26 protein-coding genes are annotated in these 25,614 nt (G+C 72.7%); 19 read left to right on the top strand and 7 right to left on the bottom strand.

Annotation, left to right across the window (positions count from 1 at the left end; translation table 11 throughout):
* Nucleotides 1-78: 78 nt before the first annotated feature.
* The 7 genes from ACIG87_RS29335 (at nt 79) to ACIG87_RS29365 (ending at nt 8,515) form a co-directional block, all read left to right on the top strand.
* Nucleotides 79-1,572: an SCO6880 family protein gene (locus ACIG87_RS29335; protein WP_396854854.1), complete on the top strand. Its 1,494-nt coding sequence runs from the start codon at nt 79-81 to the stop codon at nt 1,570-1,572.
* Nucleotides 1,569-3,311 carry an ATP/GTP-binding protein gene (locus ACIG87_RS29340; protein WP_396854855.1) on the top strand — a complete coding sequence of 581 codons (1,743 nt, stop codon included), beginning with the start codon at nt 1,569-1,571 and terminating at the stop codon, nt 3,309-3,311. The genes ACIG87_RS29335 and ACIG87_RS29340 overlap by 4 nt, the downstream gene beginning before the upstream one ends.
* On the top strand, nt 3,308-5,116 hold the full coding sequence (locus ACIG87_RS29345; protein WP_396854856.1) for a type IV secretory system conjugative DNA transfer family protein: 1,809 nt from the start codon (nt 3,308-3,310) through the stop codon (nt 5,114-5,116). The genes ACIG87_RS29340 and ACIG87_RS29345 overlap by 4 nt, the downstream gene beginning before the upstream one ends.
* Nucleotides 5,117-5,493: 377 nt before the next feature.
* Nucleotides 5,494-6,564, top strand: a complete 1,071-nt coding sequence (locus ACIG87_RS29350; protein WP_396854857.1) for a Rieske 2Fe-2S domain-containing protein — start codon at nt 5,494-5,496, stop codon at nt 6,562-6,564.
* The gene (locus ACIG87_RS29355) at nt 6,561-6,779 is read left to right on the top strand and encodes a hypothetical protein (RefSeq protein WP_396854858.1); all 219 of its coding nucleotides are present in this window, start codon (nt 6,561-6,563) and stop codon (nt 6,777-6,779) included. Before ACIG87_RS29350 ends, ACIG87_RS29355 begins: the two co-directional genes overlap by 4 nt.
* Nucleotides 6,776-7,729, top strand: a complete 954-nt coding sequence (locus tag ACIG87_RS29360; protein WP_396854859.1) for a PDR/VanB family oxidoreductase — start codon at nt 6,776-6,778, stop codon at nt 7,727-7,729. The genes ACIG87_RS29355 and ACIG87_RS29360 overlap by 4 nt, the downstream gene beginning before the upstream one ends.
* Nucleotides 7,730-7,759: 30 nt before the next feature.
* Nucleotides 7,760-8,515, top strand: a complete 756-nt coding sequence (locus ACIG87_RS29365; protein ID WP_396854860.1) for an IclR family transcriptional regulator — start codon at nt 7,760-7,762, stop codon at nt 8,513-8,515.
* Between the two features lie 143 nt (nt 8,516-8,658).
* Here ACIG87_RS29365 and ACIG87_RS29370 read toward each other — a convergent pair whose 3' ends face one another.
* Entirely contained in the window at nt 8,659-9,126 is a 468-nt protein-coding gene (locus ACIG87_RS29370; RefSeq protein WP_396854861.1) for a MarR family winged helix-turn-helix transcriptional regulator, read from the bottom strand.
* 84 nt (nt 9,127-9,210) lie between these two features.
* On the opposite strand from ACIG87_RS29370, the gene ACIG87_RS29375 reads away from it, so the two are divergent.
* The 4 genes from ACIG87_RS29375 (at nt 9,211) to ACIG87_RS29390 (ending at nt 13,181) form a co-directional block, all read left to right on the top strand.
* Nucleotides 9,211-10,137 (top strand): SDR family oxidoreductase, encoded by a 927-nt coding sequence (locus tag ACIG87_RS29375; RefSeq protein ID WP_396854862.1) that lies wholly within the window; start codon nt 9,211-9,213, stop codon nt 10,135-10,137.
* A 106-nt stretch (nt 10,138-10,243) separates the two neighbouring features.
* Nucleotides 10,244-11,125: an amidohydrolase family protein gene (locus ACIG87_RS29380; protein WP_396854863.1), complete on the top strand. Its 882-nt coding sequence runs from the start codon at nt 10,244-10,246 to the stop codon at nt 11,123-11,125.
* A 17-nt stretch (nt 11,126-11,142) separates the two neighbouring features.
* Nucleotides 11,143-11,595, top strand: a complete 453-nt coding sequence (locus tag ACIG87_RS29385; protein ID WP_396854864.1) for a MaoC family dehydratase — start codon at nt 11,143-11,145, stop codon at nt 11,593-11,595.
* A 59-nt stretch (nt 11,596-11,654) separates the two neighbouring features.
* Nucleotides 11,655-13,181, top strand: a complete 1,527-nt coding sequence (locus ACIG87_RS29390; protein ID WP_396854865.1) for a long-chain fatty acid--CoA ligase — start codon at nt 11,655-11,657, stop codon at nt 13,179-13,181.
* Here ACIG87_RS29390 and ACIG87_RS29395 read toward each other — a convergent pair.
* The 6 genes from ACIG87_RS29395 to ACIG87_RS29420 all read right to left on the bottom strand — a co-directional run bounded on the left by ACIG87_RS29395 (nt 13,105) and on the right by ACIG87_RS29420 (nt 18,955).
* Nucleotides 13,105-13,992 (bottom strand): PaaX family transcriptional regulator C-terminal domain-containing protein, encoded by an 888-nt coding sequence (locus tag ACIG87_RS29395; RefSeq protein ID WP_396854866.1) that lies wholly within the window; start codon nt 13,990-13,992, stop codon nt 13,105-13,107. The two genes, ACIG87_RS29390 and ACIG87_RS29395, sit on opposite strands and share 77 nt — an antisense overlap.
* Before the next feature lie 38 nt (nt 13,993-14,030).
* Entirely contained in the window at nt 14,031-14,843 is an 813-nt protein-coding gene (locus ACIG87_RS29400) for an ABC transporter ATP-binding protein (protein WP_396854867.1), read from the bottom strand.
* Nucleotides 14,836-15,660 carry an ABC transporter permease gene (locus ACIG87_RS29405; protein WP_396854868.1) on the bottom strand — a complete coding sequence of 275 codons (825 nt, stop codon included), beginning with the start codon at nt 15,658-15,660 and terminating at the stop codon, nt 14,836-14,838. The genes ACIG87_RS29400 and ACIG87_RS29405 overlap by 8 nt, the downstream gene beginning before the upstream one ends.
* Entirely contained in the window at nt 15,657-16,460 is an 804-nt protein-coding gene (locus ACIG87_RS29410) for an ABC transporter permease (protein WP_396854869.1), read from the bottom strand. Before ACIG87_RS29410 ends, ACIG87_RS29405 begins: the two co-directional genes overlap by 4 nt.
* A gap of 65 nt (nt 16,461-16,525) precedes the next feature.
* On the bottom strand, nt 16,526-17,500 hold the full coding sequence (locus ACIG87_RS29415) for an ABC transporter substrate-binding protein (protein ID WP_396854870.1): 975 nt from the start codon (nt 17,498-17,500) through the stop codon (nt 16,526-16,528).
* Nucleotides 17,501-17,782: 282 nt separating this feature from the next.
* Nucleotides 17,783-18,955 (bottom strand): 4-hydroxybenzoate 3-monooxygenase, encoded by a 1,173-nt coding sequence (locus tag ACIG87_RS29420; RefSeq protein ID WP_396854871.1) that lies wholly within the window; start codon nt 18,953-18,955, stop codon nt 17,783-17,785.
* Nucleotides 18,956-19,229: 274 nt separating this feature from the next.
* Here ACIG87_RS29420 and ACIG87_RS29425 point away from each other — a divergent pair, with 274 nt between their 5' ends.
* From ACIG87_RS29425 to ACIG87_RS29460, 8 genes are all read left to right on the top strand, one after another.
* A complete protein-coding gene (locus tag ACIG87_RS29425) occupies nt 19,230-20,048 on the top strand; it encodes a CoA transferase subunit A (RefSeq protein WP_396854872.1) in 819 nt (272 codons plus the stop codon).
* Nucleotides 20,049-20,157: 109 nt separating this feature from the next.
* A complete protein-coding gene (locus tag ACIG87_RS29430) occupies nt 20,158-20,901 on the top strand; it encodes a CoA-transferase subunit beta (protein ID WP_396854888.1) in 744 nt (247 codons plus the stop codon).
* 131 nt (nt 20,902-21,032) lie between these two features.
* Nucleotides 21,033-21,785 (top strand): protocatechuate 3,4-dioxygenase subunit beta, encoded by a 753-nt coding sequence (pcaH, locus tag ACIG87_RS29435; RefSeq protein ID WP_396854873.1) that lies wholly within the window; start codon nt 21,033-21,035, stop codon nt 21,783-21,785.
* Complete coding sequence (gene pcaG / locus ACIG87_RS29440; RefSeq protein WP_396854874.1) at nt 21,778-22,350, top strand: protocatechuate 3,4-dioxygenase subunit alpha; 573 nt, start codon at nt 21,778-21,780, stop codon at nt 22,348-22,350. Before pcaH ends, pcaG begins: the two co-directional genes overlap by 8 nt.
* On the top strand, nt 22,325-23,665 hold the full coding sequence (pcaB, locus tag ACIG87_RS29445) for a 3-carboxy-cis,cis-muconate cycloisomerase (protein WP_396854875.1): 1,341 nt from the start codon (nt 22,325-22,327) through the stop codon (nt 23,663-23,665). The genes pcaG and pcaB overlap by 26 nt, the downstream gene beginning before the upstream one ends.
* Nucleotides 23,662-24,432: a 3-oxoadipate enol-lactonase gene (pcaD, locus tag ACIG87_RS29450; protein WP_396854876.1), complete on the top strand. Its 771-nt coding sequence runs from the start codon at nt 23,662-23,664 to the stop codon at nt 24,430-24,432. Before pcaB ends, pcaD begins: the two co-directional genes overlap by 4 nt.
* 3 nt (nt 24,433-24,435) lie before the next feature.
* Entirely contained in the window at nt 24,436-24,816 is a 381-nt protein-coding gene (gene pcaC / locus ACIG87_RS29455) for a 4-carboxymuconolactone decarboxylase (RefSeq protein ID WP_396854877.1), read from the top strand.
* Nucleotides 24,813-25,598 carry an IclR family transcriptional regulator C-terminal domain-containing protein gene (locus ACIG87_RS29460; protein ID WP_396854878.1) on the top strand — a complete coding sequence of 262 codons (786 nt, stop codon included), beginning with the start codon at nt 24,813-24,815 and terminating at the stop codon, nt 25,596-25,598. The genes pcaC and ACIG87_RS29460 overlap by 4 nt, the downstream gene beginning before the upstream one ends.
* The last annotated feature ends 16 nt before the right edge of the window (nt 25,599-25,614 follow it).

The raw sequence follows: 25,614 nt of genomic DNA on the forward strand, positions 1-25,614 counted from the left end.
GGCCACGGTCGGGGCACGGCGGACCGGACTCCCGCGTGATCGGGGCAGGTCCCGGTGTCAACGGAAGGAACAAGGGCGATGTCGGTGGAATCCGCGATCGAACCCACGTACGGCAACTGGCGGCGACCGCGCCGGGCCGGACTCGGTCCGCTCGGTCTGGTCGGCACGGTCGGTGTCTTCGGCGGCCTGGTCGTGGTGCTGTTCGCGTCGATGATCTCGCTCACGGCGGCGGCGGTGGTCGGCATCCCGATCCTGGCCCTGGTGGCGCCCCTGGCGGTCCGCACCCAGGACGGGCGCAACATGTATCAGCTCCTGACCCTGCGGATCGGCTGGTCACAGCGGAAGTCCCGGGGTGAGCACCTCTACGTCTCGGGCCCACTGTCGGCCCGCCCCGGCGGCCGGTTCCGCCCGCCCGGCCTGCTCACCCGGGTGAGCGCGCTGGAGGGCCGCGACGGCTACGACCGCGCCTTCGGGGTGCTGCACCACAAGGGACGCAACCTCTACACCATCGTGCTGCGGTGCGAGCCGGACGGCGGCTCGCTTGTCGACCCGGACCAGATCGACACCTGGGTGGCGCTCTGGGGCGAGTGGCTGGCCCGGCTCGCCCACGAGCCGGCGCTGCGTGGCGCCTCGGTCGTCGTCGAGACCGCCCCGGACCCGGGGACCCGGTTGGCGAACGAGATCCTGCCCCGCCTCGCCCCGGACGCGCCCGCCGCCGCTCGGGCCGTCATGACGGAGGTGGTCGACCACTACCCGTCCGCCTCGTCCGAGATGAACTCCTACATCACGCTCACGTACGGCGCGGCCGGCGGGCATCGGCGCGATCCCGAGGACGTGGTCGCCGACCTGGCCATCCGGGTGCCGAGCCTGCTGACCGGGCTGGTCAGCGCGGGCGGGGGCGTCGCCGAGCCGTTGAACGCCGAGCAGATCGCCGAGATGGTCCGGGTCGCCTACGACCCGGCCTGCGCCGCCGAGGTGCTCAACGTACGGGCCGCGCACGGCCGTACCGGCCTGGAGTGGGAGGACGCCGGCCCGGTCGTGGCGGTGGAGTCGGTCGACGCGTACCACCACGACTCCGGTGTCTCCCGGACCTGGCTGTTGACGCTCGCGCCCCGGGGCACGGTGCGCGCCAGCGTGCTGCGCACGATGCTGGACGCCTCCGACGGAACCCGGCGCAAACGGGTCGCCCTGCTCTACCGGCCGCTCGATCCGGCGACCTCCGCGCGGATCGTCGAGTCCGACCGGCGTACGGCGCAGTTCATGGCGACGTCCAAGCGTGGCATGGTGCAGGCCCGCGCCAGCGCCGAGATGCGCGCCGCCGAGCAGGCCGCCGCCGAGGAGGCGACCGGGGCGGGGCTGGTGGAGTTCTCGCTGATGCTCACCATCACCGTCGACACCCCCGACCAGCTCGACGACGCCTCGGTGGTCGTCCGCAACATGACCGGTTCCAGCCGGATCGCGATGCGCCCCGCCAACCGCATGCAGGCCGCGGCGTTCAGCTGCACGCTCCCGGTCGGGATCCTGCCCTGGGAGCAGACCCTGCTGCCGCACGAACTCCAGGAGGCGATGTGACCGACATCCGAGCCCGCTCCGCCGGCAGCCAGCGGGCCGGCACCGTGACGCGGGCGGTCGACCTCGGCGCCGGCTGGCCGGCCGGGCACTCCGGCGGTGCGACCGCGCTGACCGGACTCACCGGCGACCCGGCCGACGGTGCCCCGGTGGTCCCCAGCCACAACCCCAGGAAGCGGCCGGCCCCGGCGGAGTCGACGCGCGGTTGGTCGGGCCGGGGCGGTGGCCGGGTCGGCTATCTCGACTCGCCGACGATGTGGCGGGCGACCACCGTACAGGCGTGCGGGCTGTGGCCGTTCTCCGCCGGTTCCGGGGCGCCGATGTCCGGGGTGCCGATCGGGCAGCACCTCTTCACCGGCGCCACGGTCTGCGGCGACCCGCTGTCCTGGTTCACCCGCGCCCGCTACATCTCGAACCCCTCGCTGTTCATGCTCGGCATGCCCGGCCTGGGTAAATCCACGCTGATCAACCGGATGGCGGTCGGGCTGGCCGCCACCGGCGTGGTCCCACTGGTGCTCGGCGACCTCAAGCCCGACTACGCCGACACGGTCCGCGCGCTCGGTGGCCAGGTGATCCCGATCGGGCGCGGGGTCGGCGGCATCAACGTGCTGGACCCGGGGGCGATGGGCATCGCCGCCGAGCGGATCGGCGGCCAGGCGGGCAAGGCGCTCGCCGCCGAGACCCACGGGCGGGTGTTGAACATGGTGGCGGCGCTGCTGACCATCGTGCGGGGTAGGGCGCTGGACGACCACGAGCAGGCGGTGCTCTCCGCCTGCCTGCGTCACCTGCGGGAACGTACGCCGAGTCACCGCGCGGCCCTCCTGCCCGATCTGCTGCGGGTGCTGGAGGAGGGGCCGGACCGGGTCCGTGCGGTGACCCTCGACCGGGGCCAGGAGACCCGGTACCGGGACGCGGTGGACCCGCTGCACCGGTCGCTGCTGGGCATTCTCGACGGGGCGCTGGGGGACACCTTCGGCGCGGAGACCTCCACCCGCATCGACCCCGACGCCCCGGCCGTGTGCATCGACATCTCCCGGATCGGTGAGGCGGACACCCAGCTCACCGCGGCGGCGATGCTCGCGGCCTGGTCCGACGGTCTGGGTACGGTGGCCGCCTCGCACGCCCTGGCCGACGCGGGGTTGGCGCCGCGCCGCTGGTTCTTCACCATCCTCGACGAGTTGTGGCGTCCGTTGCGGGCCGCCTCCGGGATCGTCGACCGGATCGACGCCCTGACGAGGCTCAACCGTTCGCTGGGCCTCGGCGACGCGAAGATCACCCACACCCTCAAGGACGCCGAGGCGCTGGGGAGTGACTCGGACCGGGCGAAGGCGCGCGGCTTCGTGGAGCGGGCCGGGATCGTCGCCTGCGCCGGCCTGCCGATGGCCGAGATGCAGGAGCTGGGCCGGGTGGTGGGCATGTCCCGGCGGGAGATCGAGCTGGTCTCGTCGTGGTCGTCCCCGCCCGGCTGGGCGAGCACCGGCACGAACGAGGAACCCCCCGGTCGCGGCCGGTTCCTGATCAAGGTCGGCGGACGGCCGGGCATCCCGATCCGGGTCACCATCACCGACACCGAGCGGCGACTGCACGACACGAACCTGCGCTGGGCGCAGAACGGGTACGCGCAGGAGCAGGCCGCCGAGCGGGCGGCGGCCCGGATGCTGGCCTTCGAGGCCGAGGCCGAGCTGAGCAACCTGGTCACCCGGCCGGAGCTGGTGACCGACGGCGAGGGGTGGTCGTCGTGAGCGGCTCGCCCGGCGGCCGTCCGCAGGGCGCCGACATGTTCTTCTGGGTCTTCTCCATCGTGGCGCTCGCGAACGCCGCGATCTTCCTGGTGGCCTGGTGCGGCGGCACTCTCGGCGCCGTGGCGACCATGCACGGCTGGCACCCGCCACCGTTGACGCTGGACTCGTACGTCCTGCTGGTCTCCGGGCGGACCGGGGTGCTCTGGCCGGGCGTGTCGCCGATCGCGGTCTACGCCGGCATGCTGGTACTGACCGTGCTGCTCGTCCTGCCCGGCAGCCTTGCCGTCCGTACCGTCATGGAACTGCGCCGACGTGGCAAGGGACTCGCCGGGGCGCACGAGTTGGCGTCGCTGGCACCGGCGGGGATCGCGGCCCGCGCCCGCGAGCTGCGTCCTTCGCTGCAGGGCATCCGGGACCTGCCGCCGGACGAGCGGGGCAACCTCCTCGGCGACCTGATGCCGAACGGGCCCGAACTGCGATCCTCCTACGAGGACGTCGAGCTGGACCTGATGGCGCCGCGCGCCGGCAAGTCGACCGGGATCGCCATCCCCCGGGTCCTCCGGGCCCGCGGAGCGGTGCTGCTCACCTCGAACAAGTCCGACGTGTACTCGGTGACCCGGGCCGAGCGGGAGCGGATCGGCACGGTCTGGACCTTCGACCCGCAGGGCATCGCGCACACCCCCCGCGAGATGTGGTGGAACATGCTCGCCGAGTGCGTGACGATCGAGGGCGCGCGGCGGCTGGCCGGGCACTTCGTGGCCTCGGTCAACGACGACACGGCCAAGAAGGACTTCTGGATCTCGGCCGCGCAGAACACCCTCACGGCGCTCTTCCTGGCCGCCGCAAGGGGCAGGGCCACGGTTTCCGACCTGTTGGGCTGGCTCGCCGACCCGGCCGACCGTACGCCGATCGATCTGCTCCGCGACGCCGGGATGAGCGCGATGGCCGAGCAGTTGCAGGGTACGGTGCGCGGCGCGGTCGAGACCCGGGACGGCATCTACGAGACGGCCCGCCAGTGTGTGGCCTGCCTGCTCGACCCGGAGATCCTCGCCTGGGTGTCGTACGACCCGAACCTGCCGCAGTTCCGCCCGGACCTGCACGTGCTCGGCCGGGACACGCTCTACCTGCTCTCCAAGGACGGCGGCGGTTCGGCGGCCGGGGTGATCGCCGGCATCGCCGACGCCACCCTCCGGGCCGGAGTGGTCGCCGCGGAGCGGATGGGTGGGCGGCTGGACCCGCCGATGACGGCGGTGCTCGACGAGGCGGCGAACGTCTGCCGGATCTCCGACCTGCCCGACCTCTACTCCCACCTCGGCTCGCGGGGGATCAACGTGGTGACGCTGTTGCAGAGCTACCGGCAGGGGTCACGGGTCTGGGGTGACGCGGGGATGGATGCGCTGTGGGGTGCCGCCACGATCAAGTTGCTCGGTGCGGGCCTGGACGACGCCGACTTCGTGGAGAAGATCTCCAAGCTGGTGGGCCAGCACGACGTGAGCACGATCAGTGTCTCGCGCAGCCGCGACGGCTCCTCACGCTCCACCTCGTACCGGCAGGAGAACATCCTGCCACCGGACAGGATCCGCGCACTGCCGAAGGGGACCGCGCTGCTGCTGGCCACCGGCATCCGCCCGGCGGTGATCCGGCTGCGTCCCTGGTACAAGGAGCCCGATGCCGCCCGCATCTCCGCCGCCGCGAAACAGGAGGTCGCCGCGATCACGGAGCGGGCCGCCCGGAAGGCGTTCGACGGTCGTCGGCAGCCCCCGAACCCGTTCGCCGCGCCGTCCGGCCCGGCTCCGTACCGGTGACGGATCGGCGTCGAGAGACTCCAGATTCGACCTTCCGTGGTCACCGTGACGAGTGGCTACGAGGGTTCGGGACGTTTCCGACGACCGCATCAGGCGGGACCGCCGTGGGCGACAGCGGCTGACGGCAACCGGTTGGATCATCGGGCGGGTGAGACACGCGGCTCGGCCAACACCGCACGTAGGCGAGGGTGCATAGGACCATCGTACGAACGGTGGTGCGACTCCAGATCGTCCCAAAGTACGACCGATGGCTGATCGGCTCGGGCGGCCCGTTCGTAGGCCGGGTATGACGTCGCCCGAACCCCGGCCCCGGCTTCCATTCAGTGAAAGCCCCGGTCCCCGCGGCGGACACCGCACGGGATGATGCGATCCCATCGATGCGCGTCGAGGAGGAGGTCGGTCGGATGGCGTTCGCCCGGGACCAGTGGTACGTGGCGGCCCACGGCAGCGAGGTCGGGCGGGATCTGCTCGCCCGCACGGTGCTCGGTGAGCCGCTGGTGCTGTACCGCACCGGCGCCGGGCAGGCGGTGGCGCTGGCCGACCGGTGCGTGCACCGGCGGTTCCCGCTGTCGGAGAGCCGGCTCGACGGCGACACGATCGTCTGCGGCTACCACGGTTTCACCTACGACCCGACCGGCGCCTGTGTCTTCGTACCCGGTCAGCAGCGCATCCCGCGCACCGCGCGGGTCGCCTCGTTCCCGGTGGTGGAGCAGGACTCCTTCGTCTGGGTCTGGATCGGCGACCGGGACCGGGCCGATCCGGCCGCGATTCCCCGCGCGCCCTGGCTGGCCGACCCCCGGTACGCGGTGGTGCGCGGCATGGCCCCGCTGAACGCGCGGTACGGGCTGCTGGTGGACAACCTGATGGACCTGTCCCACGAGACCTACCTGCACGGTGGCTACATCGGCACACCGGAGGTGGCGAACACCCCGATCACCACCGAGGTGGACGAGGACCGGGGCGTCGTCCACGTCAGCCGGCACATGGACGACGCCGAGTGCCCGCCGTTCTACGCGCGTTCGACCGGGATCACGGGACGGATCACCCGGTGGCAGGACATCGAGTACCACCCGCCCTGCCTCTACCTGCTGCACAGCCGGATCGCACCGCAGGGGGTCCTTCCACCCGCCGGGGGCGAGGACACCGAAGCCTTCCATGCCGAGATCGTGTACGCCATCACCCCGTCGACCGAGCACACCACGTACGACTTCTGGGCGGTGGCGCGCGACTTCGCGATCGACGACGAGTCGGTCAGCGAGTACCTCCACCACAGCAACCACACCGTGGTCATGCAGGACGTGGCGGCGCTCGACATCCTGGAGCAGGTGATCGCGGCCGAGCCGGACCGGTACCAGGAACTGAGCATCAACATCGACACCGGCGGCCTGGCCGCCCGGCGGCTGCTGGCCCGCCTGGTCGGGTCGGGGACGGTGGGAGCGCCGCGGTGACCGCCCGAGTCGGCGTGCTCACCGGGGACCGGGTCTACCGGGTCCACTGGGTGCCGGGCACCGACACCCTGCGCGGGATCTGCCACTGCGGCGCCGAGCGGATAGCCGAGGAGCCGGTCGAGCTGTGGGAGTGGCTGCTGGCCCACCCGCAGGACCACCGGGCCACGGCCGTGGCGGCGTCCGGAACGCCGGGGCCGCTGGCGGTGCGGGTGTGACCGCGGACGAACTGGCCGGGACGGAGTTGGCGGTCGCGGGTCGGGAGGAGGTGGCGTCGGAGGTCGTCGCGATCAGCCTGCGCTGTCCGGACGGCGGCGACCTGCCCGAGTGGACGCCGGGCGCGCACGTCGACCTGGAGTTGGGCGCCGGGCTGGTCCGCCAGTACTCGCTCTGCGGCGACCCGGCGGACCGGTCCGCCCTGCGGATCGCGGTGCAGCGCGAGTCGCACGGGCGTGGCGGTTCCCGGCTGGTGCACGATCGGCTCACCGTCGGCGTCACCGTCCGGGTGCGCGGGCCCCGCAACACCTTCCCGCTGCTCGCGGCCCGGCGTTACCTGTTCGTCGCCGGCGGCATCGGGATCACCCCGATCCGGCCGATGGTCGCCGCCGCCGACGCCGCCGGCGCCGACTGGCGACTGGTGTACGGGGGACGCCGCCGCGCCACCATGGCCTTCGCCGCGACCCTGCGGGAGAGCTACGGCGACCGGGTGAGCCTGTACCCGCAGGACGAGACCGGGTTGCTCGACCTGGCCGGGCTGCTGGGCGGGCCCGACACCGGGTTGGTCTACTGCTGCGGGCCGGAGCCGCTGGTCAGGGCGGTGGAGGAGCACTGTCGTGACTGGCCGCCCGGCTGCCTGCACGTGGAGCGCTTCACCCCGACGGGCGACGTCGGCCCGGCGGGGACGGCGATCGAGGTCGAACTCGCGCTCTCCGGGCGGACGGTGACCGTGCCACCGGGCACGTCGATCCTGCGGGCGGTGGAGGAGGCCGGCGTGCCGGTCCTCTCGTCCTGTCGGGAGGGCACCTGCGGCACCTGCGAGACCCCGGTGCTCGCCGGCGTGCCGGAGCATCGTGACACCGTGCTCACCGCGCAGGATCGGGCTGCGGGGGACACCATGCTGATCTGTGTGTCCCGGGCCCGTACGCCCCGGCTCGTCCTGGAGCTGTGACCGGCCGGCGCGGGCGGGGATGATGGCGGGATGCGCGGGCAGCCGGGACGGTCGGTGACGAGCCGGGTGCTGGCACTGCTCGACGCGTTCAGCCCGGCCAGCCCGGCGTTGACCCTGAGTGAGCTGGCCCGTCGCGCCGGGCTGCCGCTGCCCACCGCGCACCGGCGGGCCGCGGAACTCCTCGCGTGGGGAGCGCTGGAGCGCGGCGACGACGGGCGGTACCGGATCGGCCTGCGGCTGTGGGAGGTGGGTTCGCTCGCGCCACGGGGTCTGGGGCTGCGGGAGGTGGCCCTCCCGGTCATGGAGGACCTGTACGAGGTGACGCACGAGAACGTCCAGCTCGCCGTCCGGCAGGATCTCGAACTCGTCTTCATCGAACGGATCGCCGGACGGCACGCGGTGCCCGTACTCACCCGGGTGGGTGGCCGCTTCGCGCTGCACGCCACCGGCGTCGGGCTGGTCCTGCTCGCCCACGCGCCGGCCGAGGTCCAGGAACAGGTGTTGGCCGCGCCCCTGGAGCGCTACACCGACCTGACCGTCACCGACCCGGGGCGGCTGCGCCGCTGCCTCGCCGAGGTGCGCCGGGTCGGGTACGCGGTCAGCGACCGCCAGGTCACCATGGACGCCCTGTCGGTGGCCGCCCCGATCCGCGCCCCGGAGGGGGTGGTGGCGGCGATCTCGTTGGTGGTCGCCCACGACCGGGCGGACCCGGTGGCGCTGGCCCCGTTGGTCCAGGCGGCGGGCCGGGTGGTCTCCCGGGCGCTGGGCAGCAGTGCGCGTCGGTGACCACCCGGGCGGGCGCGATCACCGCTGCGTACGCGACGCCGTGACCGGGCCCCGCCGGTCACCGCCGAGCGGGTGAGGTCACGACGGCACCGCGCCCGCATGCTCGTCGGTGCGGACCCGGTAACCGCTCGCCCCGGTCACCGTCAGTCGGGGAAGGCCAGCCGCCGCAGCAGGTGGGCCAGCCGTTCGTGGTCCTCCGGCGTCACGGCGGCCAGCGAGCCGAGCTCCACGGCGCGGGCGGAGTCCTGGGCGCGGGCGAACAGGGCCCGGCCGGCGTCGGTGGCGACGAGGACGTTGGCGCGGCGGTCGGCGGGGTCGGCGCGCCGCTCGACCAACTGGCGCTTCTCCAGCCCGTCGATGAGGGCGACGACCTGGCTCGGATCGAGACGGAGGAACTCGGCGAGTTCCCGCTGGGTGGGGCGGACGTCGTCGGCGGCCAGGGCGAGCACCGAATAGGAGCGGGCCTTCAACCCGTGCGCGGCGAGGGCGGCGTTCGCCGCCGCGAGGGTGAGCGCGTTGACCCGGGCCAGCAGGAAGCTCAGGTCGTCGGCGAGCACGCTGTCCCGCAGCCGGTCGCGTCCGGTCGACCGGGTCCTTTCGACGGGGGACATGGCGACGATGGTAGCAAGCATCCCAAATAATTGACATTGTCAACGGTTCGTGCTCAGATCGCATCGACGAAAGGAAGTGTGTCAATGTCACTGCACGGCAAGGTCGCCATCGTCACCGGCTCCGGACGGGGTCTCGGGCTCGCCTACGCGCAGGAGCTGGCGCGACGTGGCGCCGCCGTCGTGGTCAACGACATCGACGCCGAGGCCATCGCCGACGCCGTGGCGGCGGTCGGGGCGGCCGGCGGCCGGGCCGTCGCGGTGACCGCGCCGGTCGGCCCGACCGAGACCGCGAAGGAACTCGTCAGCACGGCGGTGGAGCACTTCGGGCGGTTGGACATCCTGGTCACCAACGCCGGCCTCCTGCGCGACACGGTGCTGTGGAAGATGAGCGACGACGACTTCGACACCGTCATCAACGTGCACCTGCGCGGCACGTTCACCACCGTGCGCGAGGCGGTGCAGCACATGCGGCAGGCCGGCGAGGGTGGGCGGATCATCTGCATCGGGTCACCCACCGGTCAGCGGGGCACCTTCGGCCAGACCAACTACGCGGCCGCCAAGGCGGGCATCGTCGGCATGGTCCGTACCTGGGCGATCGAGCTGAAGCGGGCCGGCATCACCGCCAACACCGTGGTCCCGGTCGCCGCGACCGCGATGACCGCCAGCGTCCCCTACTTCGCCGCAGCGGTGCGGGCCGAGGCCAACGGCGAGCCGGTGCCCGCGTTCTTCCGGCACGACCTCGGGTTCGGCACGGCCGACGACGTGGCCGGGCTGGTCGCGTTCCTCGGCTCCGACGCGGCGGCCTCGGTGACCGGGCAGGTGATCGGGGTGGGCGGTGACCGCCTCCAGATCTGGACCCACCCGGAGGCGGCGCTGACCGCGTACCGGGAGGGCGGCTGGACCTACGACGCGCTGAGGGCGGCGTGGCCGGCGACGTTCGCCGGGGCCGCGCAGGGCGTCGGTGAACGCTTCCCGGAACTCCCCGAGGAGTTCCAGCCCGCGGCCCCCTGAGCCCGCCCGACCTGACCCGGCACGCCGCGATCGGCACACCCGCCGACGAGACCGTCCGCCCGACCTGACCCGCCGGACCAGACCAGCCCGACGAAGGTTGCCACCCATGTACCAGCCCGCGATCGACCTCGACACCGTCACGGCGATCGACATGCACGTGCACATCGAGGTCGACGACCACGGTCACGCCTCACTGCCCGAGCCGCTCGTGGCGGCGGTGTCGAGGTACTTCCGGACGGACGGGCCACGGCCCGCGATCGACGCGGTGGCGCAGTACTACCGCGAGCGGAACATGGCCGCCGTCGTCTTCACCGTGGACGCCCGTACGCAGCTGAGACACCCGCCGCTGTCCAGCACCGACATCGCCCGCGCGGCGGCCGGGCACGCCGACGTGCTCATCCCGTTCGGGTCGGTCGACCCGCGCACCGGCGAAGCCGCCCTCGAACTCGCCGCCCGGCTGATCGAGCAGGAGGGGGTACGCGGCTTCAAGTTCCACCCCACCGTGCAGGGCTTCGACCCCAGCCACGACGAGTACGCGCCGCTGTGGGCCCTGATCGAACGGGCCGGGGTGCCGGCGCTCTTCCACACCGGGCAGAGCGGCATCGGCGCGGGCACGCCGGGCGGCTACGGCCTGCGGCTCGGCCTGTCGAACCCGATGCTGCTCGACCCGATCGCGGCCGACTTCCCCGACCTGCAGATCATCATGGCCCACCCGTCGGTGCCCTGGCAGGACGAGGCGCTGTCGGTGGCCACGCACAAGCACAACACCTGGATCGACCTGTCCGGCTGGAGCCCGAAGTACTTCCCGGCCGAGCTGGTGCGCCACGCCAACTCCGTGCTGAAGCGACGGGTGCTCTTCGGCACCGACTACCCGCTGCTCACCCCCGACCGTTGGCTGCGCGACGTGGCGGCCACCGACCTCAAGCCGGACGTGCTCCCGGGCATCCTGAAGGACAACGCGGCCCGGCTGCTGGGCCTGGCCCGGTGACGACGAGAGGAACCGCCATGACGACGACCATCACCTACGACCAGCTCGCCGAGCTCGCCGGCACCGATCTCGGGCGCACCGGGTACCGGACGGTCACCCAGGACCAGGTCAACCTGTTCGCGGACGCCACGGACGACCACCAGTGGATCCACGTCGACGCCGAGCGGGCGAGGACCGGCCCGTTCGGCGCACCGATCGCGCACGGCTTCCTCACCCTGTCGCTGGCGGTCCCGTTCTGGACCGAGCTGCTCGAGGTCAAGGGCGTGTCCACGAAGGTGAACTACGGCCTCGACCGGGTGCGTTTCCCCGCGCCGGTCGTGGTCGGGGCGCGGGTGCGGATGCAGGCCACCGTCGTCGAGGTCGTCGAGGTCCGCGGCGGCTACCAGCTCGTCGTCGACCAGACGATCGAGATCGAGGGGGGCACCAAGCCGGCGGTCGTCGCGCGCGGGTTGTACCGCTTCCACGCCTGAGCCCGGGGGCGTCCGCCGCGCCGGGTGAGCGCACCACCTCCACCCCCAGGAGACTGATGATGCACCAGCACGGAATCGGCGTCTGGGTGGCCAAGCGCCGGCTCAAGTCCCCGGACAGGGTCGCCCTGGTCCACGGCGACGGGGCGACGATGACGTACGGACAGTTCGCCGACGCCGCGGACCGGGTCTCGGCGGTGCTGCGTCAGCGGGGTGTCGGCAAGGGTGACGCCGTCGCCTACCTGGGTGAGAACAGCCCGGAGTTCCTCCAGGTGATGTTCGGGGCGGCGCAGGTCGGTGCCGTCTTCGTGCCGGTCAACACCCGGCTCGCCGCACCCGAGATCGGCTACGTCCTGGCGGACTGCGACGCCCGGGTGCTGATCCACGACCCGGAGTTCGCGACGCCGGTGGCCGCCGCCCTGCCGGCCGCCCGGCCCCCGTACGTCATCGTCACCGCAGAGGGCACCACGGATCTGCCGGGGCTCGCCCGCCTGGCGCGGGCCGTCGACGCCGGGTCCACCGGCCGGACCGACACCGGGCCCGGCGATCCGGCGGCGATCGTCTACACCTCGGGCACGACCGGCCGGGCCAAGGGCGCCGTGCTGACCCACGGGAACCTCACCTGGGTCGCGCTCAACTGTGTGGTCGACTACGACGTCGTCTCGACCGACGTGGCGCTCATGATCTCGCCGCTGTTCCACGTCGCCTCGCTCGGGATGGGTGCCCTGCCCGTCATCCTCAAGGGCGCCACGATGGTCCTCGAGAAGGGTTTCGAGCCGGGCCGCGCGCTCGCGCAGATCGCGCGGCACGGCGTCACCATGCTCAGCGGCGTGCCGACCACCTACCAGCTGATGGCCGACCATCCCGCCTGGGCCTCGACCGACCTGTCGACGCTGGCGAAGCTCACCTGCGGCGGCTCGGCCGTGCCGGCCCGCATCCTGCACGCGTACGAGACGCGGGGTCTGTCGTTCTCGCAGGGGTACGGCATGACCGAGGCGTCTCCGGGTGTGACCGCGCTGCCGCCGCCGATGACCCGTGCCAAGCAGGGCAGCGTCGGCCTGCCGCACTTCTTCACCGACGTGCGGATCACCGACCCGACCGGCGCCGTGCTGCCCGCCGGCGTCGTCGGTGAGATCGAGGTGGCCGGGCCCAACGTCTTTCCCGGCTACCACGGGCGCCCGGAGGCGACCGCGGAGGCTTTCACGGCCGACGGCTGGTTCCGCTCCGGCGACCTGGGTCACCTGGACGCCGACGGCTACCTGCACGTCACCGGCCGGCTCAAGGACATGATCATATCGGGCGGCGAGAACATCTACCCGGCCGAGCTGGAGCTGCTGCTCGGCGAGATCGACGGGGTGCTCTCGGCCGCGGTCATCGGGGTGCCGGACGAGCGCTGGGGGGAGGTGCCGTGGGCGATCGTGACCGTCCGGGAGGGGGCGTCCGTGGACACCGACACCGTCCGGGCGTACCTCGACGGCAGGATCGCGCGCTACAAACTGCCGAAGAACGTGGTCATCGTGGACGAGCTGCCGCGGACCGCGTCGGGGAAGGTGCGGAAGGCCGACCTGCGGGCCCGCTTCGGCGGCTGACGGCTGGCCGGGCCGTGACCAGTTCGGCGAACTCCGCCGAGGACGCCTCGGCCAGCCTCCGGTGCATCCGACGGTAGGTCTCCACCGACCGGTTGGCCGGCCACTGCGCGTCCATGAACTCGGCCGGCAGCCTCGGGTCGGCCCGCAGCAGCGCGAGCCAGTCCGCCACCAGCATCGTCCGTACGGTCAGCGCGCTCGACGCCGTCGTCGTCGCGGCCGGGTCGTCCCAGATGTCGATGAAGGCGAGGTGCTCGCGCCGGATCGCCTCGATGTCCCACGCGGCGCGTACGCTCTCGCCGATCGGGAAGCCGGCGAGTTCGCGGGCGTGGAAGGCGACTACGGCGTGGGGCGCGAGGTCCTGCCGCAGCGGCTCCAACGACCCGGCCAGGTCGACCTCGCCGGGTGCCAGCCAGAGCCCGTCCCGGATCGGCGCGAAGCCCTCCCAGGTGAGGGTCGAACGCAGCCGGTGTCGCAGCATCCGCTGGCCCTCCGGGATCGAGAAGGTGACCAGGGTCCAGCCGCTGCCCTGGGGGTCGAACGGGCGCGGCCCGCGTACCCGGTACGTCGCCTCGCGCAGCACCGCCACCCCGTGCTCGGTCAGCGAGAACAGGGTCTCCCGGCCACTCCTGCTGCGGACGAGCAGGCCGCTGCGGACGAGCCGGTCGAGGGTCGCCCGCGTCGCCGGCGCGGCGACGCCCGCACCCTCCAGCACGGTGATCAGGACGCTCGCCCGGATCGGCCCGGTGGCATCGTCGACCACGTGCTCGCCGAAGAAGGCGAGCAGCAGTTGCTTCGGCTGACGGCTGCCCACAGTCCTCCCCTTCGGCGAGTTCGTCGTCCGCGCGCCGATCACGGCGCGGACTGCGGTGCCACCGTCTGCCCGCGCTTGGCCCGCTGGATCTCGCCGTAGACGTGCGTCCGCAACTCCGTGAAGCGGGGCAGGGCGCGGGTGGTGATCTGGTCGCGCTCCGGCGGCAGATCGATCGTGAGGTCCTCCCGGACCCAGGTCGGCGAGTTGGACAATACTAGAACCCGCTGGCCCAGATACACCGACTCGTCGATGTCGTGGGTGACGAAGAGAATCGAGATGCCGCGGCTGGTGTGCAGCTCGCGGACCAGGTCCTCCAGGTCGGCCCGGGTCTGCGCGTCCACCGCCGCGAACGGTTCGTCCATGATCAGGACCTCGGGCTGGTAGGCGATGGCCCGCGCGATCGCCACGCGTTGCTGCATCCCCCCGGAGAGCTGCCACGGGTGGCTCCGCGCGGCGTGCGCCAGGCCCACCGCCTCGAGCGCGTCGGCGACCAGTGTGTCGCGGTCCGCGCGGGAGAGCTTCTTGTGCCGCAGCGGAAGTTCGACGTTGCCGCGCACCGTCAGCCACGGATAGAGGCTGCGGCCGTACTCCTGGAAGACGACGGCCATGGCCGGGCTGGGGCCCGTCACCGGCGAGCCGTCCATCTCGACCACGCCACCGGTGGGCCGCAGCAGGCCGGCGAGGCACTTCAGGAGGGTGGTCTTGCCGCACCCGGACGGCCCGACGATGCAGACGAGTTCGCCGGCGTCCATCGTGAAGCTGATGTCCCCGATCGCCTCGACGTTCCCCGTGGCGGACTCGTAGACCTTTCGCAGCTGCTCCACCCGCAGCAGGGTGCGCCGGTCAGGCACGGTGGACCTCCCTGATTCCGTGGTACCAGCGCAGGACGCGCCGTTCGACGAGACCGAAAGCGACGGCGAGGAAGACACCGACGAGGCCGAGCAGCAGAATGCCGCTCCACATCTCGGCGATGAGGTAGTTGCGCTGGAAGTAGGCGATCCGGTAGCCGAGCCCGGAGGACGAGGCGAACATCTCGGAGATGACCATCAGGATGAGCGCGACCGAGAGGGCCTGTCGGACCCCGGCCATGATCCGGGGGCTGGCGGCGGGGAGCACGAGGAACCAGAGCCGTTCCCACCAGGTGACCCGGAACGACTGCGCGGTCTGCGTCATGACGCTGTCCGTGGCGCGGACGCCCTCGATCGTGTTCAGCAGGATCGGCCAGACCGCGCCGGAGACGATCACGACGACCTTCATGGTGTCGGTGATGCCGAGCAGCAGCATCACCACCGGGATCAGCACCGGCGGCGGGATGGCCCGGAGGAACTCCAGCAGTGGTTCGAGGAGGTCGCGCAACCATTGGGTCAGGCCGATGACGGTGCCGGCGGCGATGCCGAGCACGATCGACGCGGCGACACCGAGGCCCAGGCGGTAGAGGCTCGGCAGCACGTCCTCGACGAACGCGGGCCCGATCCAGGTGTCCACGAAGGCTTCGGCGATCGTCGTCGGGTCGGGGAAGAACAGGCTCGTCGCCCTCGTCGCCGCCAGGCCCCAGACCACCAGGAGCAGCAGCGGCAGCCCGAGCGCGTGCAGCAGGCCCGCGGCGAGGCGGGAGCCGACCCCCGGGCGGCGGGGGGTGGTGGCGGTCCGGCCGGTGTATGCGGTCACTGCACCTGCTCCCCTCGGACGGACTGGTGCCAGGACAGCGTCCGACGTTCGACGAACCGGAAGACGATGTTCACCGCCAGCCCGAGCAGGCCGGTGACCACGACGAGGGCGTACAGGCCGACGGCGTCTCCGGCGGACCGGGACAGCTCGATCATGCGGCCGAGGCCGGGGTTGCCGATCACCATCTCCGCGGTGATGGCGAGGATGAGCGCGACCGCCGCCGCGAGCCGCAGGCCCGTCATGAGGTACGGCAGGGTGGTCGGCAGCACGAGATGCGTCCACTGCTCGCGGCGACGCAGACCGAAGCTGCGCGCGGTGTCGCGGGCGACCGCGTCGACGTCGGCGACCCCGTAGATCACCTGCACGAACACCTGCCAGAACGAGGCGTAGACGATGATGACCAGGGCGGCCTGCCGCTGGATGCCGAACATCAGCACGGCGAGCGGGATGAGGGCGACCGACGGGATCGGCCGCAGGAACTCGACCATGGTGTGGGTCGTGCGCCGCAGGAACGGCACCAGGCCGACGACGGTGCCGAGGACGACGGCGGCGACCGTCGCCACCGTCAGGCCGATCGCCCAGGACGTCATGGTGCTGCCCAGCCGCCGCCAGAACGCGAGGTCGACGAGCTGCTCGGACAGCCGGGTCAGCACGTCCGTCACGTACGGCAGGTACTGCGGGTCGATCAGACCCAGCGTCGGGATCAACTGCCAGACGGCGAGGAACCCGGCCAGGCCGACGACGCCCAGCGACGCCTTGCGTAGCGCGCGCAGGCGTCGGGTGGTGGTGGGCACGCGCATGTCACCTCCGTGGTGGCGCGGGCGGCGCCGCCCTCCCCGGACCGGGGAGGGCGGGAACGCGCCGGCTACTGCTGGCGGATGAGGCGGTCCAGGTTGGGCTGCTGGTTGAGCACCTTGTACTTCTGCGCGAGTTCCGCGAGCGTCTGCAGGCTCGCCCGGTCGACGTCCCAACCGAACGCCGGCAGCTTGACCGACTCCGCCACCGGCGGCGGCAGTTCGAGGTTGTCCTTGATGGCCTGCCGGACGGCCGCCTCGTTGGCGGGGTCCTCGGCCCAGTCGAGGGTCTTCTTCATCGCCGCCGAGAAGTCCTCGACCAGCTTGGCGTCCTTCTCCGTGCGTTCGAAGGTGGTGATGGTGGTGAGGGTGGCCAGGCCGGGCACGACCGCCTGGTAGGGCGCGACGACGAAGGTGTCGCCACGGCTCTTCAGCTGGGTGACGAAGGGTTCGGGCACCCAGGCGGCGTCGATGTTGCCCGCCTGGAGCTGGGCCGGGGCGTCCGGGAAGGCGACCTCGACGAACTTGATCCTGGAGGGGTCGCCGCCGTCCTTCTCGACCGCCGCCATGATCGTCACATCGCCGGCGGCGCCCAGGCTGTTGACCGCGACCCGCTTGCCCGCGAGGTCGGCGGGCCGCTTGATGCCGGACTTCGCCGAGGCCACCACGGCATTGATGTCGTCGCCGTCGGCGTACGAGGAGGCGTAGTTGCCGATGATGACGACGCCGAGGTTCTGCAGGTCTGCCCGGAACGGGCCGAAGGGCTGGCCGATCGCGAAGTCGATGTCGCCGCTTATCAGCGCCGGGATGGCCTGCGCGCCGCCCTGGGCGGGCAGCACCTCGACCTGGAGGCCGCGCTCGGCGAAGAGGCCCGCCTTGATGCCGCCCCACAGCGCGGCGGTCTCGGTGATGGGCAGCGCCGCGACCCGGACCTTGCGCAGATCGCCCGAGGACTTCTCGGACGGGGTGGACGCGTCGGAGTCGGTACATCCGGTGAGGGCGATCGCGATGACGGCGATCAGCCCGAGAGCCATGACCTTCTTCATTGACGAGGCCCTTCCTGGGCGGGGGTGGTGGGGTGCGTCGAAGCCGGCGGATGCCTCGGATCTGCAGGTGAACCAACCGCTGCGTGGGGGCGCACGCCGCTGTGTTGGGCCATGGTCAGCCACCCTGGCATCGAAAGTCAAGAATTTCTGACGCCCGTCATGAATAAGTTGAACAACGCTCCGCCGTGGTGGCGTCGCTCCCCGCCGACACCCGGGCAGGAGGGAACGTCGCGCGGCGTCCACCCGGGTGGCTGCGCTCTCGCCGGGGCGTGCCGGGGCCGGTCAGACCTCGGGCAGACCCACGTAGTTCTCGGCCAGGCTCGTGGCGTAGGCCGGGGAGCTGGCGACATATCTCAACGTGGCGGTCTGCAGCTTCGTCTCGTACGGGTCGTCGTGCTCCAGCCGGTGCAGCATGGAGGTCATCCACCAGGAGAAGTGCTGGGCCCGCCAGACCCGGCGCAGCGCCGTGGCCGAGTAGGCCCCGAGCAGATCGGTGCGCCCCGAGCCGTACCACGCGGCGAAGGCGTCCCCGAGCAGCGCGACGTCGGCGAGGGCCAGGTTCATGCCCTTCGCGCCGGTCGGCGGGACGATGTGCACGGCGTCCCCGGCCAGGAACAGCCGTTCCCACTGCATCGGCTCGACCACGAAGCTGCGCATCGGGGTGATGGACTTCTCCAGGATCGGTCCCTCGTGGAGCGACCAGCCCGGCACCGTCTCCAGCCGGGTCCGCAGCTCCGCCCAGATCCGCTCGTCCGGCCAGCCGGCGAGGTCCTCGTCGGGGGCGACCTGGAGGTAGAGCCGGGAGATCTCGGGCGAGCGCATGCTGTAGAGGGCGAAGCCCCGGTCGTGGTGGGCGTAGACGAGTTCGTCCACCGCGGGCGCGGCGGCGGCGAGGACGCCCAGCCAGGCGAACGGGTACGTCCGCTCGTAGCTGGTCAGCACCCCCTCGGGCACCGCGCCCCGGCTCACCCCGTGGAACCCGTCGCAACCGGCCACGAAGTCGCAGCGCAGCTCCTCCTCGCGCCCGTCGCGTCGGAAGTGGACGACCGGCGAGTCCGAGTCGAGACCGTCCAGACGTACGGCGTCGGCCTCGAAGAGGACCGCACCACCGGCCGCGAGCCGGGCGGCGATCAGGTCCTTGACCACCTCCTGCTGCCCGTAGACGGTGATCGCCCGCCCGGTCAGCTCCGTCATCGGCACCCGGTGCGACTCCCCGGCGAAGCGCAGCTCGATGCCCTCGTGCCGCAGCCCCTCCCGGCGCAGCCGCGCGCCGAGGCCGGTGCGGCAGAGCAGGTCGACCGAGCCCTGTTCGAGGACCCCCGCCCGGACCCGGTGCTCGACGTGGTCGCGGCTGCGGCTCTCCAGCACCACCGACTCGATGCCGTGCAGGTGCAACAGGTGCGACAGCATGAGTCCCGCCGGCCCGGCGCCGACGATGCCGACCTGGGTACGCATCCGGCCCCTCCTCTCTCTCCCGATGTCGGAACGGGTACCGCGCTCGAAGAGGTTTCCGGAGTGTTCGCTCACCGAACGGGTGTTCTCTTGTGGAACGTTGACACGGGGTCCGGCTCACGTCAACGCCCGGTCCTGGCCGCCGTGCGTCGCGGTTCGAGCCGGACGAACCCGTCGTTGACGGATGCCGTTCCCCGCCGTACGTTCGAGAAGAGCACGGAAGTCCGCATGGCGAACATCCCGTGATGCCCAGGTTCCGCAGGAGGCGGGGAGGCTGATGGCGAAGCTCGTCTCGCTGGCCGACGGCGTGGCGGACCTGGTCCGTGACGGCGACGTGGTGGCCCTGGAAGGGTTCACCCATCTCATCCCGTTCGCCGCCGGCCACGAGATCATCCGTCAGGGCCGGCGGGAGCTGACCCTGGTGCGGATGACGCCCGACGTCATCTACGACCAGCTCATCGGCGCGGGGTGTGCCCGTCGCCTGGTCTTCTCCTGGGGCGGCAACCCGGGTGTGGGGTCGCTGCACCGCTTCCGGGACGCCGTGCAGCACGCCTGGCCGGGTCCGCTCGAGCTGGAGGAGCACAGCCACGCCGGGATGGCCAACCGCTACGTGGCCGGGGCGTCCGGGCTGCCGTTCGCCGTCCTGCGCGGCTACACCGGCACCGACCTGCCCCGGCACACGGCCAACATCCGGCCCGTCACCTGCCCCTTCACCGGCGAGGGCCTCACCGCCGTCGCCGCCCTGCGTCCGGACGTGACAGTGGTGCACGCGCAGCGCGCCGACCGGGCCGGCAACGTGCAGATGTGGGGCATCACCGGGGTGCAGAAGGAGGCGGTGCTCGCCGCCCGCCGATCGCTGGTCACCGTCGAGGAGATCGTGGACGAGCTGACGCCCGTACCCGGGCAGGTCGTGCTGCCCGGCTGGGCGGTCAGCGCGGTGGCCGAGGTGCCCGGTGGCGCGCACCCCTCGTACGCGCAGGGCTACTCGGTCCGGGACAACGACTTCTACCGGGCCTGGGACGCCGTCAGCCGGGACCGCGACACCTTCCGCGCCTGGCTGGACCAGCACGTGCACCGGGCCGGGGCGGCGGTGTGAACGAGCGGTTCACCGGGCGTGGCGGCGTGCCGTCCCCGATCGGCAGCCGGCGACGCGGAGTGCCGGCGTGAGCGACCCGAACGCGACGGCGGACTGGACCGCGGACGAGATGATGACCGTCGCCGCCGCGCGGCAACTACGCGACGGCACCGCCTGTTTCGTCGGGATCGGGTTGCCCAGCACCGCGGCGAACCTCGCTCGGGCCACCGACGCCCCGAACCTGGTGCTCGTCTACGAATCCGGCTGCCTCGGCGCGAAGCCGGACCGGCTCCCGCTGTCCATCGGGGACGGCATCCTCGCCGACACGGCCGACGCGGTGGTGTCGGTGCCCGAGGTGTTCAACTACTGGCTCCAGCCCGGCCGGATCGACGTGGGTTTCCTCGGTGCCGCGCAGCTCGACCGGTACGGCAACCTCAACACCACGGTCGTCGGCGGCGACTACGACGCCCCGGAGGTCCGCCTGCCCGGTGCCGGTGGCGCCCCGGAGATCGCCGCCTCCTGCGGCGAGGTCGTGGTGATCGTCCGGCAGAACCTCCGGACGTTCACCGAACGGGTCGACTTCGTCACCTCGGTCGGGTACGGGGCGGGCCCGGGCGACCGGGAGCGGCTGGGCCTGCGGGGCGGAGGTCCCCGACTGGTGATCACCGACCTCGGCGTCCTCGAACCCGATCCGGTCAGCTGCGAGCTCACGCTGACCCGCCTGCATCCCGGCGTGACGCGGGAGCAGGCGCGGGCGGCCACCGGCTGGGACCTCGCCGTCGCGGAGCGGCTGACCACGGGTGAGCCGCCGACGGCCCAGGAACTCGCGGTGCTGCGGGCGTTGGAGGCGACGAAGCACGGTGAGCCGCGGTGAGCCGCGCCGGCCAACTGCCCGGTGCGGTCCGGACCGGTTCGCACCGCGTCGGCGGGCGAGGGCTCGCCGCGATCCGCACCCCGGTCGGTCGGCGGCCGGCGGTGACGCCGGACGGCTGACGGGAGAGGACCATGACCCAGGACACCGCCCACCACGCCGGCAGCGCGCTGGTGCTGCCGGCGTACCGGCGCGACGACGTCGACGCCCATCCACCGCTGCTCAGTCCCGGCTACCGGTCGACCGTGGCGCGGGTGCCGCAGCAACCGCTGATCCACCTGCCACAGCGGTTGACCGAGGTGACCGGGCCGCTGCTGGGCCACGGCCGGATCGGCGACCTCGACCACGACCTGACCCGCCAGCACGACGGACCGCCGCAGGGACAGCGGATCATCGTGCACGGCCGGGTCCGCGACGGCGACGGCCGCCCGGTGCCCCACACGCTGGTCGAGATCTGGCAGGCCAACGCCGCCGGACGGTACCGCCACGCGAGCGACACCTGGCCGGCGCCGCTCGACCCCCACTTCGACGGGGTGGGCCGGACGCTCACCGACGACCAGGGGCGTTACCGGTTCGTCACCGTGCGACCCGGTGCCTACCCCTGGCGAAACCACGACAACGCCTGGCGGCCGGCGCACATCCACTTCTCGCTCTTCGGCCGCGCGTTCACCCAGCGGCTGGTGACGCAGATGTACTTCCCGGACGACCCGCTCTTCTCCCAGGATCCGATCTTCAACTCGGTCCGCGACCCGAGGGCCCGGGAGCGGATGATCGCCCGGTACGACCACGCCACCACCATGCCGCAGTGGGCGCTGGCGTACGAGTTCGACATCGTGCTGCGGGGCCGGGAGAACACCCCCTTCGAGGACGAGGACGACGATGAGTGAGCGGTGGGACGTCACCCCCGCGCAGACCGTCGGGCCGTACCTGCACATCGGCCTGCACTGGCCCGACGGCCCGTACGTCGTGCCCGAGGGCACGCCGGGTGCGTTCTGGGTCCGTGGCCGGATCTTCGACGGCACCGGAGCACCGGTGGTCGACGCGCTGGTGGAGAGCTGGCAGGCCGACCCGGACGGCCGGTTCGACCATCCGGACGACCCGCGTGGGGCCCGGCCGCCCGTGTTGCCGGGCTTCCGGGGATTCGGGCGCAGCGAGACCGACGAGCAGGGGTGGTACCGGCTGTTGACCGTCAAACCAGGATCGTTGCCCGACCCGGACGGCGGCACCGAGGCGCCCCACCTGACCCTGTCGGTCCTCGGACGGGGGCTGCTGCACCGCCTGGTCACCCGGCTCTACTTCCCCGACGAACCGGCGGCGAACGCCGTCGACCCGGTGCTGCGCGGTGTCGACGCCGACCGCCGCGACACGCTGCTGGCCAGTCCCACGCCGGACGGACTCCGCTTCGACATCCGCCTGCAGGGTGACCGTGAGACCGTCTTCTTCGCCGTCTGACGGCCTGCTCGGCGGCCTGTCCGGTGCCCCGGACGTCGACGCGGAACTCGGCGACCCGGCCCTGCTGCGGGCGATGCTCGACGTGGAGGCCGCGCTCGCGCGGGCCGGGGCGGACGCCGGCCTCCTGCCCGCACCGGCGGCCGACGCGATCGTCGCGCAGTGCCGCGCCGAGCGGTACGACCCGGTGACGCTCGGCCGGGCCGCCGAGGCCGCCGGCAACCCGGTCGTCCCGCTCGTGCGCGAGTTGACCGCCGCCGTGCCCGAGCACGCCCGGCCCTGGGTGCATGTCGGGGCGACCAGCCAGGACATCCTGGACACCGCGCTGGTCCTGATGGCCGTGCGGGCGCTCGGGCCGCTGCTGCGTCATCTCGACACCGCCGTCGATGCCGCCGCCCGGCTCGCCGACACCCACCGGGACACCGTGATGGTCGCCCGGACCCTCGGGCAACAGGCGGCACCCACCACGTTCGGGCTCAGGGCCGCAGGCTGGTTGACCGGTCTGGCGCAGGCCCGGGACCGGCTGCGACAGGCGGGTGCCGCACAACCCGCGCAACTCGGCGGCGCGGTCGGCACCCTGGCCGCGTACGGCCCGGCCGGCCCGGAGGTCGTCGAGCGGTTCGCGGCGCACCTGTGTCTGCCCGCCAGTCCGCTGCCCTGGCACACCCGCCGGCAGCCCCGGCTCGACCTGGCCGCCGCCCTCGGCGGGCTCCTCGCCGCTGCCGGCAAGATCGCGCTCGACGTCGGGCTGCTCGCCCAGACCGAGGTCGGCGAGGTCGCCGAGGGCGGCACCGGGCGGGGCGGCTCCTCGGCCATGCCGCACAAGCGCAACCCGGTGGACTCGATCCTCGTCACCGCTGCGGCGCGACGCGGTCCGGGTCTCGTGGCCACCCTGTTCGCGGTGGCGGTCCAGGAGCACGAGCGGGCCGCCGGCGCCTGGCACGCCGAGTGGGAGCCCCTGCTCGATCTGCTGCACGTGGCCGGCGGCGCCGCCGGCCGGTCCGCCCGGATGCTGGCCGGGTTGCAGGTCCGCCCGCAGCGGATGCGGGAGAACCTCGACGCGACCGGCGGGCTCGTGCTCGCCGAGGCCGTCGCCGCGCGGCTGGCGTCCGCCGTCGGTCGCAGCGCGGCGCACGACCTGGTCACCCGGGCCGCCGCCGAACCGTCGTTCCGGGCCGCCCTGCTCGCCGATCCCGAGATCCGCGCCCACCTGTCCGAGCGGGAGGTCGACGAGGCGCTCGACCCGTACCGCTGGCTCGGGTCGGCCGGTCTGTTCGTCGACCGTGCGTTGGCCGCCGTTCGGGGAGCGCGCCCGTGACCTCCCGGTTGCATCTCACCGTCGACGGCCCGGCCGCCGCGCCAGCGCTGCTGCTCGGCAGTTCCCTCGGCACCGCCGCGGCGATGTGGGAACCACAGGTCCCGGTGCTCGCCGAACGGTTCCGGGTCATCCGGTACGACCACCTGGGCCATGGCCGCTCGGCGGTGCCGGCCGGGCCGTACACGCTGGACCTGCTGGGCCGGGAGTTGCTGCGGACGCTGGACGACCTCGGTGTGCCGTGGGTCCACTACGCGGGGCTGTCCCTCGGCGGCATGGTCGGCATGTGGCTCGCCGCGCACGCGCCCGACCGGGTACGGCGACTGGCGTTGCTGTGCACGTCGGCGTCGCTCGGCCCGCCCGAGCAGTGGCGGGAGCGGGCGGCGACGGTACGGGCCGCCGGTCTGCCGGGGATCGCCGACGCGGTGGTGGCCCGCTGGTTCACGCCGGCGTTCGCCGCGACCCGACCGGAGGTGGTCGCCGCCCACCGCGCCATGCTGACCGCGACCGCCCCGGCCGGCTACGCCGCCTGCTGCGAGGCGATCGCCGCGATGGACCTGCGCCCCGACCTCGGCCGGATCGGCACGCCGACGCTTGTCGTCGCGGGCGCGGACGACCCGGCCACGCCGGTGGCGCACGCCCGGGAGATCGTCGGTCGGATCCCCGGGGCGCGGCTGGTCGTGGTCGGTGCGGCGGCGCACCTGGCCAACGTCGAGCAGCCCGAACAGGTGTGCCGACTCCTGCGGGAGCACTTCGAGGAACCGGGATGACCGATGAACGACCACGAGCGGCACGAGGCGGGCATGACGGTACGCCGGCAGGTGCTGGGTGACCCGCACGTCGACCGCGCGATAGCCGGCACGGACGAGTTCACCGCCGACTTCCAGGACTTCATCACCCGCTACGCCTGGGGGGAGGTGTGGAGCCGTCCGGGCCTCGACCGGCGTACCCGTAGTTGCATCACCCTCGCCGTGCTCGCCACCCTGCACCACGACGAGGAGCTGGCGATGCATGTCCGCGCCGCGCTGCGCAACGGCCTGAGCGCGCAGGAGGTGGCGGAGGTCCTGCTCCAGGTCGGCGTCTACGCTGGCGTACCGGCGGCGAACCGGGCGTTCAAGGTGGCCCGGGAGGCACTGCGGCAGGAGGCTGGGTGAGGGTGGGCGAGGAGGCGGCGCGATCGCCGGAGTTCGTGCAGTCGCTGGAGCGCGGACTCGCGGTGATCCGGGCGTTCGACGCCGAACATCCGCAACTCACGCTCAGCGAGGTGGCGAGGAGGACCGGGCTGACCCGGGCCGCGGCACGCCGGTTCCTGCTCACCCTGGTCGAGCTGGGTTACGTGCACACCGACGGCCGGCTCTTCTCGCTGCGGGCGCGGATCCTCGAGCTCGGCTACGCGTACCTGTCGAGCCTGAGCCTGCCCGAGGTCGCGCAGCGGCACATGGAGGCGCTTGTCGCACAGGTGCACGAGTCCTGTTCGGTGTCGGTGCTCGACGGCGACGAGGTGGTCTACGTCGCCCGCGTGCCCACCAAGCGGATCATGACGGTGGGGATCAGCGTCGGCACCCGGTTCCCCGCGTATGCCACGTCCATGGGCCGGGTGCTGCTCGCCGCCCAACCAGCGGACTGGTTGGACGGCTATCTCGCCACCGCGCAGCTGCGGCCGTTGACCCGGCGCACCGTCACCGACCCGACGAAGCTGCGCACCGTCCTGACGAGGATCGCCGCCCAGGGGTACGCGATCGTGGACCAGGAGTTGGAGGAGGGGCTGCGCTCCCTGGCCGCGCCGATCCACGGGGAGAACGGATCGGTGATCGCCGCGGTGAACCTGTCCGCGCACGCCACCCGAGGGTCCTTCGAGACGATCCGTCGGGAGCTGCTCCCGCCGCTGCTGGCCGCCGCGAAGCGGATCGAGGAGGACATCCGCGGGTCGGCCTGACCCGGATGATCTTCGG

Source organism: Micromonospora sp. NPDC051925, from assembly GCF_044548625.1.
Classification (GTDB): Bacteria; Actinomycetota; Actinomycetes; order Mycobacteriales; family Micromonosporaceae; genus Micromonospora.

What these genes read in the sequence shown, in the direction of transcription:
- ACIG87_RS29335 (WP_396854854.1), top strand. Translation starts at nt 79, where the DNA reads ATGTCGGTGGAATCCGCGATCGAACCCACGTACGGCAACTGGCGGCGA.
- ACIG87_RS29350 (WP_396854857.1), top strand. Translation starts at nt 5,494, where the DNA reads ATGCGCGTCGAGGAGGAGGTCGGTCGGATGGCGTTCGCCCGGGACCAG.
- ACIG87_RS29365 (WP_396854860.1), top strand. Translation starts at nt 7,760, where the DNA reads ATGCGCGGGCAGCCGGGACGGTCGGTGACGAGCCGGGTGCTGGCACTG.
- ACIG87_RS29370 (WP_396854861.1), bottom strand. Translation starts at nt 9,126, where the DNA reads ATGTCCCCCGTCGAAAGGACCCGGTCGACCGGACGCGACCGGCTGCGG.
- ACIG87_RS29375 (WP_396854862.1), top strand. Translation starts at nt 9,211, where the DNA reads ATGTCACTGCACGGCAAGGTCGCCATCGTCACCGGCTCCGGACGGGGT.
- ACIG87_RS29380 (WP_396854863.1), top strand. Translation starts at nt 10,244, where the DNA reads ATGTACCAGCCCGCGATCGACCTCGACACCGTCACGGCGATCGACATG.
- ACIG87_RS29385 (WP_396854864.1), top strand. Translation starts at nt 11,143, where the DNA reads ATGACGACGACCATCACCTACGACCAGCTCGCCGAGCTCGCCGGCACC.
- ACIG87_RS29390 (WP_396854865.1), top strand. Translation starts at nt 11,655, where the DNA reads ATGCACCAGCACGGAATCGGCGTCTGGGTGGCCAAGCGCCGGCTCAAG.
- ACIG87_RS29410 (WP_396854869.1), bottom strand. Translation starts at nt 16,460, where the DNA reads ATGCGCGTGCCCACCACCACCCGACGCCTGCGCGCGCTACGCAAGGCG.
- ACIG87_RS29415 (WP_396854870.1), bottom strand. Translation starts at nt 17,500, where the DNA reads ATGAAGAAGGTCATGGCTCTCGGGCTGATCGCCGTCATCGCGATCGCC.
- ACIG87_RS29420 (WP_396854871.1), bottom strand. Translation starts at nt 18,955, where the DNA reads ATGCGTACCCAGGTCGGCATCGTCGGCGCCGGGCCGGCGGGACTCATG.
- ACIG87_RS29425 (WP_396854872.1), top strand. Translation starts at nt 19,230, where the DNA reads ATGGCGAAGCTCGTCTCGCTGGCCGACGGCGTGGCGGACCTGGTCCGT.
- ACIG87_RS29430 (WP_396854888.1), top strand. Translation starts at nt 20,158, where the DNA reads ATGATGACCGTCGCCGCCGCGCGGCAACTACGCGACGGCACCGCCTGT.
- pcaH (WP_396854873.1), top strand. Translation starts at nt 21,033, where the DNA reads ATGACCCAGGACACCGCCCACCACGCCGGCAGCGCGCTGGTGCTGCCG.
- pcaG (WP_396854874.1), top strand. Translation starts at nt 21,778, where the DNA reads ATGAGTGAGCGGTGGGACGTCACCCCCGCGCAGACCGTCGGGCCGTAC.
- pcaC (WP_396854877.1), top strand. Translation starts at nt 24,436, where the DNA reads ATGAACGACCACGAGCGGCACGAGGCGGGCATGACGGTACGCCGGCAG.